Annotated in this window: 12 protein-coding genes; all 12 read right to left on the reverse strand. The window is 37.4% G+C overall.

Features of this window, described 5'->3' with window-relative positions; translation table 11 throughout:
• Positions 1 to 228: 228 nt before the first annotated feature.
• A complete protein-coding gene (locus ACERDH_RS07060; RefSeq protein WP_386685484.1) occupies positions 229 to 5,268 on the reverse strand; it encodes an SIALI-17 repeat-containing surface protein in 5,040 nt (1,679 codons plus the stop codon).
• A 102-nt stretch (positions 5,269 to 5,370) separates the two neighbouring features.
• Positions 5,371 to 6,621: a glycosyltransferase family 4 protein gene (locus ACERDH_RS07065; RefSeq protein ID WP_386685485.1), complete on the reverse strand. Its 1,251-nt coding sequence runs from the start codon at positions 6,619 to 6,621 to the stop codon at positions 5,371 to 5,373.
• A 3-nt stretch (positions 6,622 to 6,624) separates the two neighbouring features.
• The gene (locus ACERDH_RS07070) at positions 6,625 to 8,211 is read right to left on the reverse strand and encodes a glycosyltransferase family 52 (RefSeq protein WP_020902641.1); all 1,587 of its coding nucleotides are present in this window, start codon (positions 8,209 to 8,211) and stop codon (positions 6,625 to 6,627) included.
• Between the two features lie 31 nt (positions 8,212 to 8,242).
• Positions 8,243 to 9,238 carry a dTDP-glucose 4,6-dehydratase gene (rfbB, locus tag ACERDH_RS07075; RefSeq protein ID WP_386685488.1) on the reverse strand — a complete coding sequence of 332 codons (996 nt, stop codon included), beginning with the start codon at positions 9,236 to 9,238 and terminating at the stop codon, positions 8,243 to 8,245.
• A 21-nt stretch (positions 9,239 to 9,259) separates the two neighbouring features.
• Positions 9,260 to 10,033: an alpha-1,2-fucosyltransferase gene (locus tag ACERDH_RS07080; protein WP_386685490.1), complete on the reverse strand. Its 774-nt coding sequence runs from the start codon at positions 10,031 to 10,033 to the stop codon at positions 9,260 to 9,262.
• The gene (locus ACERDH_RS07085; protein WP_386685492.1) at positions 10,020 to 11,402 is read right to left on the reverse strand and encodes a dTDP-4-dehydrorhamnose 3,5-epimerase family protein; all 1,383 of its coding nucleotides are present in this window, start codon (positions 11,400 to 11,402) and stop codon (positions 10,020 to 10,022) included. Before ACERDH_RS07085 ends, ACERDH_RS07080 begins: the two co-directional genes overlap by 14 nt.
• Before the next feature lie 187 nt (positions 11,403 to 11,589).
• Positions 11,590 to 12,858 (reverse strand): D-alanyl-lipoteichoic acid biosynthesis protein DltD, encoded by a 1,269-nt coding sequence (gene dltD / locus ACERDH_RS07090; protein ID WP_386685494.1) that lies wholly within the window; start codon positions 12,856 to 12,858, stop codon positions 11,590 to 11,592.
• The gene (gene dltC, locus ACERDH_RS07095; RefSeq protein ID WP_000351967.1) at positions 12,851 to 13,090 is read right to left on the reverse strand and encodes a D-alanine--poly(phosphoribitol) ligase subunit DltC; all 240 of its coding nucleotides are present in this window, start codon (positions 13,088 to 13,090) and stop codon (positions 12,851 to 12,853) included. The genes dltD and dltC overlap by 8 nt, the downstream gene beginning before the upstream one ends.
• Positions 13,091 to 13,103: 13 nt before the next feature.
• Positions 13,104 to 14,348: a D-alanyl-lipoteichoic acid biosynthesis protein DltB gene (gene dltB / locus ACERDH_RS07100; RefSeq protein WP_386685547.1), complete on the reverse strand. Its 1,245-nt coding sequence runs from the start codon at positions 14,346 to 14,348 to the stop codon at positions 13,104 to 13,106.
• Entirely contained in the window at positions 14,345 to 15,895 is a 1,551-nt protein-coding gene (dltA, locus tag ACERDH_RS07105) for a D-alanine--poly(phosphoribitol) ligase subunit DltA (RefSeq protein ID WP_386685548.1), read from the reverse strand. Before dltA ends, dltB begins: the two co-directional genes overlap by 4 nt.
• A gap of 20 nt (positions 15,896 to 15,915) precedes the next feature.
• Positions 15,916 to 16,047, reverse strand: a complete 132-nt coding sequence (locus ACERDH_RS07110; protein ID WP_000813667.1) for a teichoic acid D-Ala incorporation-associated protein DltX — start codon at positions 16,045 to 16,047, stop codon at positions 15,916 to 15,918.
• A gap of 310 nt (positions 16,048 to 16,357) precedes the next feature.
• A complete protein-coding gene (locus ACERDH_RS07115; RefSeq protein WP_386685551.1) occupies positions 16,358 to 17,536 on the reverse strand; it encodes a ryptide export MFS transporter in 1,179 nt (392 codons plus the stop codon).
• Positions 17,537 to 17,597 lie beyond the last annotated feature (61 nt).

Genomic DNA, 17,597 nt, shown 5'->3' on the forward strand with positions numbered 1-17,597 from the left:
AAAACCAGTTTCATTCTTGAACTCTTCCATACTATTATCTATTGAAATTCCTTGACATCTCCATCATAAGTTGCCCATCATCTGAATCTATTTTAGAAGACACAACTCTTTTTCTTCTAATTATATATAAAATGGAGAAGGTCTAAGCCTTCTCCAAATACATACCTTACCTCACTCAAGAGGTCTAGCAATCTATAACTAGAAACTCATTAAAATTTTGAACAAATTTTACTCATTATCCTTCTTACGAAGAACGATACTTAGACCACTCAAAATTCCAACAAATCCGAATGCTGCCAAGGCTGCGTTCGATTCCGTACCAGTATTTGGCAATTGAGTTACCTCAGTTGATGGAGCTGGATAAGTGTTCCCATCCGGATTGTAATTTGAAGGTACTGGTCTGTTTGGAACTTCCGGTGTTCCCGAATCTTCCGCCACAGGTACAGGTGGTTTTGGAGTCTCGTTTCGTTGAGGTGTTGGAGCTGGTTGTGGTGTAGGTGCAGGAGCTGGAGTTGGAGTCGGAATTGGATTTGGCTCTGGCTGTGGTTTTGGTTCTTCAGGAATCTTCAGCTCTGGAATCTCCACAGTTGGCGGATCTAACGGAACTACTCCACCTTCAAATTCTGGCACTTCAACTTTTGGAGCATCAATTTGCATTACATATTGGTAAACAATTGTAGTTACTCCTTCTTTAACTAAACCTTTTTCCTCTACAGTATTTTTGAATTTATCACCAGCTGGAAAAACACGTTTAAGTTTGAATGTTACTCCATCTACCTCGATAGTCTCAGGAGCTGTCACAGCATACTCTTCTCCGGTAGCTTTATATGTAGTTTCTTCTTTGCCGTCAATAATTGTAGTTGTCGCTTCAGCTACAATTACATTGTTCTTAGCTACTACATCATCCGCAAGGAAGTTTTCATTAATATCTACGAATTTAACGATAACTGTTCCTTTTTTATCTTTTGCGTAATCACGTACACTGTTTGGTTTATTCTGAGAATACTTAACAACAACTGCTGAATCTTTTGATTCATGTGTTACAGTTAATTCATCTACCTTAGCTTTATCCACAGTGTAATCTTTGATTTCTGGTGACACTACTTCAACAAGTTTTTGTTCTGGAGTCCAATCAGTTGTATACGTCACTTCACCAGTTCTACTGTTGATTTCGGCAGTTCTTGTGAAACGAGCACTTTGGTTCACTGGTGCACTTGCTTCTTGTCCTTCTTTTGGTCCATTTTCATAAACATAAGTGATATCACGTTTCACTTCTGTTAGTAAACCTAAATCTTTGTAGGTGCGACCTTTTGGATCATTAGGAATCTTATCCTCTGGTTTTGGAGGATTTTGATTACCATCGTTAGGCTTCGTTGGATCTACTGGAATAATGTAGTCATATTGGTATACAACTGTCGTAGTTCCTACTTTTACCTTACCTGTTTCTTCTAATACATTATTGTATTTATCAGAAACTGCGTAAATACCACTGTATTTATATTTCTTACCATTAACTTCGATAACGTCTTTACGGTTCGCTACAGTGCTGTATTCTTCATTTGTTGGTGTATATGTTGTTTCTTCACGATTTGCATAGACTTTTGTCGTAGCTTTTTCTACTACTGCATTATCTTTAACAGTTACCGCTTCACTGATTTCATTTCCTTGAGCGTCTACATACTTAACAACTACAGAACCTTTTTTGTCTTTTGCTGCATCATGTTCGATAATTTCAGAATTTTCACGGTATTTAACAATTTCGCTACTGTCTTCAGATTCGTGCGTTACTGCTAATTCAGCTACTTTTTCTTTATCAACTGCATATTTATCGATTTTTGGCGATACTACTTCTGCAAGTTTTTGTTCTTTAGTCCACTCACTTGTGTAGACCACTTCACCAGTTCTACTGTTGATCTCTGCAGTTCTTGTGAAGCGTGCATTTTGATTAACAGGTGCACTAGCTTCTTGGCCTGCTTTTGGTCCATTTTCGTAAACATAAGTGATATCACGTTTGACTTCTTTTAAGAGACCTAAGTCTTTGTATGAACGGTTTTGTGGGTCATTAGGAATCTTATCCTCTGGTTTTGGAGGATTTTGATCACCTTCATTAGGCTTAGTTGGATCTACTGGAATAACATAATCGTATTGGTATACAACTGTTGTAACTCCTTCTTTCACCTTACCTGTTTCTTCTAATACGTTGTTGTATTTATCAGAAACTTCATACACTCCACGGAAGACATATTTCTTACCATCTTTAGAAATAGTATCAACTTTCTTCTCAGCAGCATTGTAGTTCACATCATTTTCTGTTACTTCATCACGAGTCGACAGTACAACCTCTCCTGACTTAGTAGCGTATGTTTTCGTTGTTTTGACAACTGCATCTGTCACTACATTTTCTGCGTCTTTGATTTCATTACCATCAGCGTCAACGTACTTAACAACTACTGAACCTTTAGCTTCAGTTACTGTCGGAGTTGCATCTTCTTTTTTATCTAACACATAGCTGTAGATAACGTGTTTTTCACCTTCAGTAACGTCACCAGTTACTGGAGCTGAGTCAGATGTTTGCCCTACATATTTATAAACTAAACCTGTAGCTTCATCTTTTAGCGTTGGGTATTGTTTATCAGTAGTGTCGTATTTTTCTGTAACTGTACGTTTTTCTTTACGTTCAGATACTTTTACACCTTTTGAGTAAGTTACATAAGTATCTTCATACTCAACTGGCACTTTATCTTTCACTACTTCTGTTTCTTTTAATGTTTTTAACGTTCCATCTTCGTTGATCACAACGTGTTTCACATCAACAGAACCTGTTTTTGTAACTTCTGATTTAGACGGAGTTTTCTCTTCTTCACTTACTAGACGATATTCGTAAACAACCTCTGTTGTTCCTTCTACGACTTTACCGCTAGCAGCTGGAGAACCTTGTTTTAGACCTACATACTCGTATGTAAATCCAGTATCAGCATCCACTAAGGTTGGATATTGTTTTGGTGTCGTGTCATAGTTTTGTTCTACTGTTTTAACATCAGTGCGTTCGTCAACTTTTGTTTCACCTGAATATAAGCTTACGATAGTTTTTGTTTCTAATGTAACATTATCTTTATCAGTTTCTGATTTTAATTGTTTTCCATCAGTTGTGACGTACTTGATAACGACGCTACCTTGTTTAGTAGCTGTTGCAGTTCCTGCTTCTTCTTTTGTGATTTTTAAGTTGTAATAGTGAGTGACAACTGGTTTTTCCTCACCCATTACTTTGTAAGCACGGATTGGTGTGATGATTTCTTTTTTAGTGAATGTCGCTGATTCAGTTGTTCTTGTACGAGTTCTTTCCCCTGTATCACCAGTAACAATATATTTATTGCCAACCGTCGTTGTTGGAATATATTTTTCGTCAGTTTCTTTAGTATCACCTGTGACTGTTACTGTTCCATCAGCAGCAATTTCAACCTTCCCTTTGTTAACTAAAGTTGTTACTTCTTCTACCTTATCTGGTTCATCTATCGTTAAATCAATGAAGAAATCCGGTTTGCTGTCATACGCATCATATTCTTTAATATTCTTAGTTGTCACTACATCAATATAAGCATGCGGACTGTAATCATCTGGAGTATATTTATATACTGTAGTCGTGTGGATTTCTCTATATTTACCATTGTCCAATTCTGTAGTATCTGTAGGTTCATTTGCAGTAACCGATACTTCTCCAATAATTTTTGGAAAACCTGCTAAAATATTTTTGAATTTATCAATAGAAGCATCTGAGATATATCCAGTATTAAGGTCTATAGGAGCATGCATTACGAATTTCCCTGCATGGTTCCCAGTTTTTATCAATCCTAGTTCCAATTTCCCAGATTGGATATCATCTTCTAGAGTTTTTAAATGTGCATCTAAGCGTGCTTTAGCTGCTTGCACTTTCTCTCTTTCAGTTGCATCTGTCGCTTTTCCTTCTAAGAATTCTAAAGCTTTATAATTGGCAACAGCATAATTTTTTAAAATATCTTTTAATGATGATTGAGATTTATTTAGTCTATAATCATAACTATATTCATCACCTGTTGCTAAGTTTTTTACTTCAGACCCAGCATACCCACTTCCAAAACCTAATAATGCATAAGTAGGATCTTCGCTAGGTGTTTTTTCTACGTCATCAGCAGTCCCATAAATTCCATCTGCACCTGGTAGAAAATAATTATTCCGTACAATATTATTATTTGATCTGTCAAAAGTATAATCGTCTGTAATGTAAGTTGAGAAATAGTCTCTGTCTTTCTTTTCTACTTCTATTCTACTTTCTACTGAGAAAGTGATTGTTCCTTTTGTTATTTTCTTTACAGCCTTCCCTTGACCTACCGCATAGGTATCTTTATCAAGAACAAGAACTGTATCACCTTCTTGAAGAGTTACGTTTTCTTTCGTAAACTCTTTAGCGTCCGCTTGACCGTCATTCCATTTTGTTACTGCATCTTCATCACTAGATACACCGCCATCTGCTACAACATACTTACCGTATTGACCATCAGCTGTTTCTTCAACTAAGTAGACTTTGCCTTTTGTTTTGGTATAGTCAATCTCACCTAGTTTGTTATGCATTCCTTCTGGAGAGACTGCTGCTTCGATATTGTTAAAACGTGTTTTATCATAAGTAAGTTTATCAGCACCTTCTACTTCAGATTTTCCAGCATACTCATAAACTTTACCATTTGCTTCAACTGTATCTTTTTTACCAGTATCCTTTGAAACAACTGCTCCTGGTTGAGTCACAGTTGATTCACGGTAATCTTTACCATCTGTATCGTAAGCAAGACCTTTTTTGTCATAAGGAGTCTTAACTGTACCTGTTCCCGCTTCTACTGTTTCTGATTTTAATAACGACTTATCAGAATCAAGCTTGTAATTTACAGTTGCTTCTGATTTAACATTTAATGTATCAGTTCCATCAGCATCACCTGTATTGCTGTTGGCTTTTGTCGGTTCAGCAGTTCCTTTTTCTAATACTGCATCAACTTTTACAGTTTTTGTTGCATCTTTATCGTCCGTAAAAGTTGTTGCAGCTGTCGAAGCTACTTTCGATGTATCAGTCACCATCGTTGCTGTATCTGTACCATTAGAAGTAACATTGGCAGCTACTGGGCTTGCACCAACTGCTAAAGCTACACCTGTTGCCAAAATCGTTGCCCCGATTAATTTAGAATCAGTTCGACCATCTTTGTACTTACGAAGAGAAAATTTCTCCTGTCTATCAGTATGAAACATAACACACCAGCTTCCTAAAATTTCATTGTTTTTTATATTTTGAATCTATAAAATTTGCGATAAGGACTATAAAACTAAGGCTGTTTTACGCTTTCAATTATATCATACTTCTAACAATAATAGATACTTATACATATCAATTATTTCTTCTTTTTGATAGTCTTTAGAGAATGTTGCTGACGCGTAACGACCTTCTTTTTGATAAGCATTGAGCCACAAGATTAACTCCCCGATGTCACCAAATGTTGTGACACCTTTGGATTGGCTCTTATAGTACCTATGAGCTAAATCTGTATCAGACAAGAGACAGATCAAACCCTTGGCAGATGCTTCTACAGCCGAATTGGCAAAGCATTCACTCATAGAACAGGAGAGATAGCCTTGATGCTTCTCATAAGGAACCTCTTCTAGAAAACCTGCATAATGGACATTTGACGGCAAGTCTTTCTGGCTATAACCATCTGGCAAATTGCCATAAATCGTCAACTGACTATCTGGCACTTGTCGAAAGGCCTCAATCGCCCAGGCACACCGTTTGATCATCGTCATATTGCCAACGATACACCAATCGGTGACTCTTGTATATTCTTTTTCCAAAACTCCATCCACAAACATTGGAGGTAAAAAGCGAACCTTTTCTTTCCCTATCAGCTGCTCCAAAACGGGGCTTGCAACGATATTTTGGCACCACCCTTGTAAGATAAACTTCATCATGGGATCTAGGATATTGTAATGGGTATAAGCAAATAGCTTTCTTCCGGTATTTTGGAAAAACTTCCTCAATTGAAGAGGATATTCATTGACCATATCAATGATAAAGCAATCTTCCACTGTAGAATTGTTGGCTAGATAGAGACTAACTAACTGCCATTGAGTATAGGTTTCCCCACTTCTTAGGTTTTGGTAAGAATGGTAATTTTCACTCACATCACCTTTTAGCAACTCCCCTTTACTATCATAAAGAGTAAAAAGATTTTCTTGATATTGGAATCGATACAGTAATTGAGAGGTATAACATTCTACATCTCCATTTTGATAATGAACGAGTCCTACATATCCCTCTTTTGTGTACTCGACTTCACTGACATTAACTAGTCCCTGAATAAATGCTTTCTCTACACTCGGCTTTTGTCTAGCCAAATCTGATTGATCAAAAATAACATGATAGAAGTTTTCAAAACCAAGTTTTTCCAATGTTTCTACAAAATTCGGTACAAAATTATCCAGATTTGTTAAAACAATTTCTTGCTCTACTTGCAGACTTTTAAAAATTTCTTGACGTGCCAATTGGCTTCTTTCAAAGCCATAAGTGCTTATAGGAACGCCTTCCTTTATTGTAAATACTTTCACCATAGTTTAGTCCAATACATCTTCCAATCTTAATCCACGACTTCTTGCTAGTCTTGCACGGAAAGCCATCCCTCGTTTATGACGTTCTGATAAGCGATAGTAGGTCGTTGTGACATTTAAAACCAGGGCATTATCCTTGGTAACCATACGAGACCACAAATGCCAATCTTCAAACCCATCACACTTAGCATCATAGCCTCCTGCTTCATCATAGGCAGAGCGTTTAAAAATGACGGTTGAATGGTTAAAGACATTTTGATAAGCAAGCTCTAACCACAATTTTTCTCCTGATAAATGATGAGATTGATTCCGTTTAATTTTATCTGTTATAGCATCTTCTTCTGCGACAACTCTAGCCCCGATAAGGTCGAGTTGAGGATTTTTCTCTAACTCCTGCAAGAGAAGATCTAAGTGCCAAGGCATCCATACATCATCTGCATCTTGTCTGGCTACATAAGCCGTTTGAGACAAACTAACTCCACGATTTAACGTTTCTGAAATCCCTTTATGACCTTCCCTGATATACTGTATTCGCTCGTCTACTAGATATGGCTTACATACTTCCTCTGTATTATCTGTCGAACCATCATCCACAATTAACAGTCGAAAGGCTTGATGGGTTTGATTTAAAACAGAATCAATCGTTTGACTAATGGTTTCAGCTCCATTATAGACAGGCATGACAATATCAACAGGTGTGTCCGATTGAGATACATTTTGATAGGGCACACCTCGGTTTGCAAAAACATTTGATTCATGAGTTGTTAAAAAAGTCCGATACCCCTGAACCGATACACCCTCTATATCTTTGACCAATAAAAGCGAAGTTGAGTAAAAACCATGTACCTCAACGAACTCATACTCCTCTAGCAAAAGATAAATTTCTTCTTCAAAGCAAAATCTAGTTTCTTTCAATTTATCTTGATAGGGATTCAAAGGCACTCTTGGATGGGGATAGTAATAATCAATCTTCTGTTCATCTAAAATTTTAGCAGTCAATTTTTGGGTAATTTCCAAATCTTCCTGATAAAGGAGAGAGCCTAGAAATTGCCCCAGAAAAACACTTATTTTCTTGCCATTTTTAGCCCTATGAAAATGACTTGGTTCAAGATGAAGCTTTAGAAAAACCTGCTTCTCTTTTGGGAAGAGGATACAGTCCTCAAATACCGTATAATGTCTATTTGACAAAGACATAACCTCTCTCAAGGTAAAGTTTGTATAAGGAATGCCCCTCTCAAGATTTTGTGTATAGAGATTGAGAGGTACAACGGAAGTACTACCATCATCAAAAGTATACAAATTCATTGTACTTGGATTAAAGACGCTAAGAGCTACAGGATTGTCTAAGCTTGCTAGATAGAGATTACTGATGGCCCTGTCTTTTAAGGCTTCCTGAATATCATTGAAGACTGTCTTTCCTTCTAAAACAAGGACTTCCTTACAAAATTCTGCCATCCGTTCAGCATAAAAAGTCTGTCTCGTATCATTTGACATCTTTAGATAAATCCCGATAAAGTCTTCTGAAACAGTCTGTACAACTTCTTTAGCAACTAAAACCTGGAAGGGAGATGAACAAAAAATTATATTCTCCAAATTTAACTCCTCATAACATTCTTACAAACTCTTACTTAGCATCTTGCTTTTGTGCAATCATCTCTTGCCACCAATCTTCATGGTCTTGATACCAATGGATAACTTCTTTTAAGCCTTTATCAAAATCCACGTAGAGAGGTGTAAAACCTAATTCAGTATATAACTTACTTGCGTCAATTCCATAACGAAGGTCGTGCCCTGGTCTATCTGCTATATACTTGAAATCTTCCTGAGATTTTCCTAACTGCAACAAGATTTTCTGTAAAACTTCAACATTCGTTCGCTCATTATTTACCCCAATCAAGTAGGTCTCACCAATAACGCCCTTATCAATAATGGTGTCAATAGCTCGACAATGATCTTTGACATGAATCCAATCACGAATATTCAGTCCTGCTCCATATAGAACTGCCTGCTGTCCAGTTAAAAGATTGGTGATTTGCCTTGGGATAAATTTCTCAGGATTTTGATAGGGTCCATAGTTGTTTGAACAGTTGGAAATCGTAGCCCTAACCCCAAAAGAACGAACCCATGCTTTCACTAATATATCAGCAGAAGCCTTTGTAGCAGCATAGGGAGAACTTGGATTGTACTGCGTTTTTTCAGTAAATTTATCCTTACTTTCTAATGGGAAATCCCCATAAACCTCATCTGTTGAAATATGGTGGAAACGGATATCATACTTCCTAGCTAACTCTAAAAGATTGTGCGTCCCGACAATATTACTTTTCACAAAAACAGACGTATCGTGCAAAGACTTGTCATTAAAAGATTCTGCTGCAAAATGAACAATCAAATCAACTCCTTCATCGATATAGTTGCTTAATGCCAACTCATTTGCGATATCCAGTTTATAAAACGATACCCTATCATCCAATAAATCTTCGATTGTTTTCATCGAAGAGGCGTAAGTCAAATTATCCAAAATCGTAATCTGAATATCCTTATAAGTCTCTTTTAGGTATCGAACAAAATTTGAACCAATGAAACCAGCTCCACCAGTCACAACGATATTTTTATAGTTCATCTATTTTCCCTTTTATATTTTTCACTCAAAGCCAGTACGGTCAACACTTACAACTTCCCATTCTCTTGTATCCGCAATTTGTTTTCCATTTTGTTCAAGTAAAGTATTAAAATCAGGAACAAACACTTTTACAAAAGGCTTTGTAAGTCTTAAAATATAGCCTACCCAATAACAATAAGTCGAATTGGGACAAATGAAGTACTTGTTACAGCTATACAGTTGTAAAAAGTTATCTTGAATATCCTGCTCCTCAACTATAATCGGGTTTTCAAAATGGTACTGAGAGTTTAGAAAAGGTACCAATTCTTCATGACACCAGGCAACATCGTCTGAAGTAATTCGGATGGTTAACTGTTGAAATTTATCCCCTTCAATTGCTGCTATCTTCTCTAAACAAGAAGCAATATACAACTGAGAATTATAACCGTAATTTTTTCTATTTCGTTCATTGAGAAAATCCGTTCTTCTAATGGCAATGGTCACATTTTTCTCTTCAAATAGAGCGGAAGCTGCTACCACTGGTTCAATCAAATACTCTCTACAAAAAGAGTCCAATTCTTCTGAAGAATAGTCAACACCTGCCTCTTGAAAATAACCAAAATCTTCTAATTCGGTACCATTTGCTTTTGAAAATAAGACAGCGGTTTTTGGAAAAAAGGTTTGGGCAAACTGAAAATATCCTGTTCGTAAGACATAACTTTCCTCATAGCCCATCATTCGATCTCTATGCGCTTGTAGTAGAAGATAGAGCAAATTTCCTAGTTGAAAACCTCTATTATTTTCATAAATTTTCAAGATTAGAATCTCCTTTTTGCTTTGTAAAGTATTGTCCCAAAGTAGAAGCGTCAGGATTTTTTAATAAATTCTTTATTTGTTTGCCTGTAAAAATTTCAGACTGATCGATACCCAGTTTCACTCCATCAATCCTATTTAAATTCGATACTAGATGACGAGCCAAATCATTTATTGCTGTTACTTGATAGCACATCTCATCAGGATAAATATCAGAAATCGGCTCTAAATCCCTCAACAGTTCATCTGGAAGAGGCTCTAGTAAAACCCACAACTGATCAGTTACTTTTTTATAATATTTTTCTAACCCCGGCTTGTCCAAAACAATATCATTTGAAATATAAGTCCACTGTCTAGAAAGCAAATCGTTGATAAAGCCCTTTTTCAGTGTCTTCCCATATAAGGTGTCCATAATATAAATAGTATTGCTATTTTTATGAGCTTCAATCACGCTATTATAAATCTTTTGATGAATAGCGCTATATCTGACGCCACTATCAAATACAGATTTAGTGGACACTAAAATCATATGACCTGTCTGAATATTTTTTAGAACATTTACTAATTTCTCTATTTCCGCATCATCGTTTTTCAAACTTAAATTGGTTAATAATTTTTCTGATGACGGTGCAGTACAAATGACCACATCATAAAAATCTTTCAAAGCTTCTTCAATATCATTTCTATTGAAACAACTTAAATCAATATCAGATTGCTTCCTTAATGTATCAAATAAAACTTTCCCAACTGCACCCGTTGAGCCAATTAAGGCGACTTTCTTCTTGCTTGATTCAATTACTTCAAGAACTTCTTTGAAAGATTTAGCAGCTTGGTCTTTTTCAGAAATGATTGGTTTTGAAAGAGAATCCCACGACAAATGAACGTCTTTGTCTAATGGTGTAATACCTAAATAGTTTTTATGTGGATCATAATAGTCAACAACCAGGTAATTCAATATCCCATTGTTAACTAACGACTGTGCACCATTAGCAACTCCGCCAGGGACAAAAACAGCCCTACCAGGTTTGACATCTATCACATCTACAGATTTGTAAGTTGGAGAATCTATTCGTAGATCGATAAAAATCATTTTGAAAGTCCCATAGGCTACTGTCATCAATTTTTCATAACCCTGACAATGCATCCCTCTGATAACCCCCTGCTTTGAAACAGACACATTGTTTTGAAGTTTATGATAAAAGAATGATTCTGGCACCCCATTTGCAAGCAAATCTTTCTTTCGCCAATTCTCTAAAAAATAACCACGTTCATCATGATGAAGAGGACTTTCAAAAACTAACAAACCTTGAATCCGTACTGAAATAGTTCTATCTATATCCATCTTTTCCCCTCTATATTGTAATGCATCCATACTAAAGCTATTTTCATTATATTTCTTAAATTATACCACTATATGAGTTCTCTAGCCAGATGAAGTTCATTCTTTTTAAACATTCATATCTATAAATACACATTTTTATTAGTAAAAAGAAAAACCCTAAAAATCAGACTTATCATCTAACCTTTAGAGTTATATCATTGATTATTTCGTCATTCAGCTATTGAAATTCCTTGACATCTCCATCATAAGTCGCCCAGTCTTTACTGAAAAAGCGCTCATTCAGATGGTACGTCGGAGCTGGGGTGGGATTGGATAGGAAAGGATCAACGGCCTTATCAAATGCCAACCAACCTAACCAACCAAGGTGAATGGTATCCTTCATAAAGAAAGCTTCCCCACCGTCCTTAGAAAAATCTGCTATATTGGTAAAACCTTGACTTTCTAACTGGTAGCGAATCTTCTGCACCGTTTGTTGGTACATATCCTCTCGTAAACCAGCATAGTCCATCCATTTTTTATTAACAGGTGGAATGATAAAAATCGGGTTAACCTTAGATTTAGAAAACTGTGTTAAAACCAACTGCAAGTCATTATACTCTGGCGATTTGAGATAGGTAAAGCTTTTCTGAGAGTCCTTTAATTTCTTCAAATCCTTCTTAATCTGCGTATTATAGAAATAATTTTCCATTCCCAGATCATTATTGGAAGTATTCTTTTCAGCATCTGCTTTAACAATATCTTCTATAGCTTGATAAGAAAACTGGTCTGGCAAGGTCTTTAAATACTTAACTACATGCTTATCATAATTGACATAGCCTCTAACTGAAAACTGACCAAAAAAGGAAGCTTGGCGTTCATTAAACCGAGCCAATAATTCAATCATTTCATTGTCTGCCGTCGACAATTCTTCTTTACTTGCCAACTTCTGAACCATATTCTTCATAGCTACGTTTGGAAACTGCTGTAGTAAGCGAGTCGCTGCATATTGACTAGCCTGATCTCCAGATTGATGTTCCAGAAAACTGGTCAACTGGTCTCCATTAAAATACTGCTGAAAAGCTGCTGGCTCATAGCCATTTTTACTGAACCACTGAGGTGAGATAACATACACAACTTGTTTATTCTCTAGCTGTGGCAACATCTGTTGCATCCCAAAATACTGGTTGAGCGATGCAGCTCCCCTCTGTCCTAAAAGATAGGGGCGATAAGAACGGTTGTATTTCTCAGCCAATACCGCAGGATGGGCACCGTCAAAACGAAGCCATTCACTAGAGCCAAAGAAGGGAACAAAACGCATATTTGGATCATATAGTGCTCTGACTTTTTGACTTCGCTCCTTAAAACTATCGATAGTAGTAGCCACCGCTGAACGCTTTTCAGCTCCTAGATTATGACGCATCTCAGTAGGATAAAAGAAAATGAGCAGAAAAACCAACAAACCAGCTATCAAGACCGGTCCGAAGATCATCCATAAGCGTTTAAGCATTTTGTAGCTCCACAATACCAGCTATGATTTTATTGGCTGTATTCCAGTCATCGCGACCAAACTCTGTTACAGGGACACGAATGTCAAAACGGTTTTCAATCTCCACAATCAACTCAACCGTTCCCATACTATCCAAGACACCTGCATCAAAAAGATCTTCATCCATCATGTCAGAAACATCTTCCATAAACAACTCATCAATAATTTCGATAACTTCTGATTTGATATCCATATTTTATTTCCTTTTATTTTTTAAACCATAAATCATTCAAAAATCCAGAAAAGATCAAGAATGACAGCATGACGACATGGAAGGTGACAACCATGCCAAGCAACCGAATCCAGTGATTCTCAGGTAGAGCAGGTTTCCCTGCTTTTTTCCGTTCCTTATTGAGCGTTTTTTTCTTGCGAATCCAAGCGTCATTGATGACCAAGCCCAATCCATGAAAGAGTCCATAGGCGATATAGTACCAGGTCACACCGTGCCAAAATCCCATAATCAGCATATTTACAATGTAGGCCACGCTTGAGGTTACATTACGATTCTTAAAGACCTTCTTTCTGGTCAACACCATCACCATCCGCATAAAGACAAAATCACGGAACCAGAAAGAAAGACTCATATGCCAACGATTCCAAAACTCTTTTAAATCCCTTGATAAAAAGGGTTTGTTAAAGTTGATGGGGCTACGGATTCCCATCAAGTTTGAGATGGCTAAGGCGAACATAGAGTAACCTGCAAAGTCAAAGAAGAGCTCCAGACCAAAGGTATACATGACCGCTAAAGCATAGGGATTAAAGAAACCACCTGACTGCAGGGCTAGATTCTTCAGAGGAGGCAACAAAGTCTCTCCTAGAATATGGGCCAAGATAAACTTGTAGAGAAAGCCCCACATGATATAGCGAACAGATTCATCCAGCATATCCATCAACTCATCCCGCTCAGGAATGGTCTGATAATTTTCATTAAACCGCTTAAAGCGATCGATTGGGCCACTTGAAAAAGTCGGCATGAAGAGTAGAAAGCGGAGGAATTCCCAGAGGGTAAAATCCTTAATCACCCCATCTCTCAGCTCGATGATAATCCCAACCGAACGAAAGGTCAGGTAAGAAATTCCCAAGAACCCCAGCAAAGACTGCGTTCCATTGATAGCAGGTTGCACCTTGACAAAGATAATTGGAAGGAGGGACAGAAAACTGACTAAGTAGAAAACCCACTTGCCATCCTTACTTTTTCGATAGTGCTTGTAGAAAAGCAGGAGCAATATTTGCCAGCAAAGGTAAATACCCAAGGCAGCCAATTGATTGGTCTTCCCACCTACCAACATGGTGACGATAAAGAAGAGACTAACCAACACTTCATACCAGGCGAAGCGTTTCTTGAAAAAGAGGCCGATAAAGATGGGCAAGGTTGCAACAATCACATAGACAAAATACTGAGGATTGCCGTATGGCTCTAAATGAGGAAGCTGTTGAAAGAACTCCATCATCTGCTATTCACCTCGTTAATCAATCCTTTGATATCAATTTTTCCATTTGGAGTCAGTGGCAAACTGTCTCGATAAAGGAATTTAGATGGCATCATATAAGACATCATGATGTCTGTCAGGTCTTCCTTGATGGCCTTGGTAATATCAATATCACGTTCAAACTGCTCGCGGACACCATCTTTTAAGATGACATAGGCTAGTAGATTTTGTACCTTATGGTCCTTGTTATAGCGCGGTACTGCGACAGCAGACTCGATAAAGCGAGACTTATTAAGGTTTTGAGAGACATCTTCTAACTCAATGCGGTAACCGTTGAACTTAATCTGGAAATCCATGCGTCCGCCGTAAAGAAGCAAGCCTTCATCTGTCATAGTTCCCACATCGCCAGTGTGATAGGCTGGCAGTCCTTCGAACTCAAAGAAGGCTTCCGCTGTTTTTTCAGGATTATTCATATAGCCTTTTGACACAGCTGGCCCAGAAACAATGATTTCTCCCTGCTCCCCATTTGGCAGTTTATTGCCTTCCTCATCAATAATAAAGGTTGGAGAATCAGCCTTGGTATAGCCGATTGGGAGGCGTTTGAGAATCGCTAGCATCTCGTCTGTCACAGCAACAGCTGATAGGGCTACTGTAGCTTCTGTTGGACCGTAGGCATTGATAATACGGGCATTTGGGAAACGTTCGCGCAGTCTTTGAGCCGTTTTGACCGTCAATTCTTCACCATCAAAGTAGAAATGCGTAATTCCAGGCATTTTCTCGCTATTAAAGTCTTCTGACAACATAGCCATATCCGCAAAAGAAGGAGTTGAAGTCCAGATAGCGATTGGCAATGAAAAAATGGTCGCAAAGAGTTGCTTAAAGTCCTGAGTAATAGCTGAAGGAAGGGCAAAAAGCGTACCACCCAGTGCTAATGTCGGTGCCCAATACATGACAGACAGATCAAAAGAATAAGGTGGCTGAGCCAGCATTTGCGGACGACTTGGCGTCGCAAATTCCTTGTCCGTAATCATCCAGTTGGTAAAGCTGAGGAGGTTATCATGGGAAATCTGCACTCCCTTAGGCTTACCAGTCGTACCAGACGTAAAGATAATGTAGTAGTTATCATCACCCTTGACTGGATGCGTAATCTCATAACTAGTCCCTTGAGCAAAGGCTTCTTGAACCTGAGCTAGAGTCATCATTGGCGTAGAAACCTGTTCCAATGGAAAGTCTGAGATAGCAATAATCAAGCTTGGCTCTGCTACTTCTAAAATAGCCGAAACTCGCTCCAAGGCTGAATGACTATCAATGGGAATGTAGGCATGGCCTGACTTAGTCAGAGCAACAAAAGTTGCCAACATTTCATACTCTTGGCCACCAAAAACGACCACAGGAGACTTCTTAGGCAAGCCTAGTTGGTCAATGGCTGCAGCCAAACTATCCGAATCAGCCTTCAAATCTCCATAAGTATGTTCCTGCCCCAAAATATTGTAAACAGGATAGCTAGGCTGTGTCTGAGCAAAATGCTCAATGGTTTTAATCATATCTACTATTGGTTTATTTGACACAATAGGGATTCTCCTTCAAGTTAAAATTCATTATAGATAAAGCTTCCTTGACCCTGACCAAGATAGCTAAAGAAGTAAAGCAGCCCTAGAAAGATAAGAAAATACAAGGCTGTCCTACCAAGAAAGAGGTACAATTCTTTTCTCTGTTTCATCAAGAAAAACCATTCATTTCTGTAATTTTTGCTAAATAAGATGGACTCTTACTATAGTATTTTTCTACCATTGTACCACTTTATAGGGTAATTTTTCAATTGTTTGCCGTACATTTTCACCAGATTTCAGCTTATTTTAAGGATTATGCGGTTTTTCTATGTATATTTTAAATAGAGTGAGGCTGGGCAAAAACTCAATTTCAGTAGAAAATGAAGTAAATCTTCCTATAATAAGACACACAATATCAAGTTTTTTCAACACCCGATACTATGCGCTTTTCTAATTTTTCAAGACTTTTTAACTAGTCTCTCACCTAAAATAATCTCGTCTGATATAAATTAAAATAGCTTCTATCATCAGACAAATGGCTGATAGCCAAAAACTGATGCTAATACCAAAACTCTCAGTAATATAGCTCATTAGTAAAACAAATACTGAAAATGCTAATGTCGAAATCACTTCAAGAACGGAATAGACATTAACCAAGTTATTTTCCTCTACTGTTTCCTGAAGAAACACACTTTCAGGAACTTCTTTTAGTTGCGATAACATACCAACTAAAGCTGAAAATAATAAAAACATCTGTGCGTTTGGAAAATATAGAATAGTCAGTGTCACTATTGCCATAGCTACAAGCGGAAAAAGAATACTTTCCCATTTAGCAGCAAGGAACTTTTCAGATAGCCTAAAAGCAATTAAGCCACTAATTATAATACCAATAGAGTATGCTGTATTAGAATATCCCCAGTAACTTTCCGTTTCATTTAATAACTCAGTTACAAAGACAAGTATGATAGACGAAACCCAAATCGTATTTGAGAAAATTTCAAATAAATTTGCTGATACAAAAAGTCTTAATCTAGGATCTCTAGCAACTAACTTCCAACCTTTGAGCAAAATTTCAAGATTTGTCTCTGACTCTAGCACCTCCACTTCAGCCTTAGGAAGAAATAACATCAGAAAGCTAGAAATTATATACAACATCAAAATTATAAACGTGGTTGGTAATAGACCAATTGTTGCAAACAAGAGTCCACCCAACCCCCACCCTACCAATTGAACAGCTTCACCAGTCATTGACAAGGCTGAGTTAGCCTTGCCCAAATCGGTCGCATAGCGCGCCACAATAGCATAGGAAACGGGTGCTGCAAAACCATCTAATATGGAAATTGCAACAACAAATAGATAGATCACCAAAGGCGCTACTGATTGCATTACGGTAAACATTCCTACCAGTATCGCCAATAATATAGTCTTTCCAAATTGGGATAAAGATAAAACCCTATTTAGCGCTATCCTTTTAGTAACTAAAGGAACTAAAAGACTCGCAACAAAAGAGGATATCCCTATTAAAATGGGAACTAGTGATGTGGCAATTACTGATTTTGAAATAATGTATATGTTAGCAATGATTGTTACTCTAAAGAAAATATCTGCTAAATTTGCAAACAATTGAGAGACTAACAATTTGATAAATGAATTAGACATATAGCTCTCCTATCTTAGTTGCCAACTTTGGAATTAAAATTTGATTTTTAATATTTTAGCA

It is taken from the genome of Streptococcus bovismuti (assembly GCF_042436615.2).
Taxonomy (GTDB): domain Bacteria; phylum Bacillota; class Bacilli; order Lactobacillales; family Streptococcaceae; genus Streptococcus.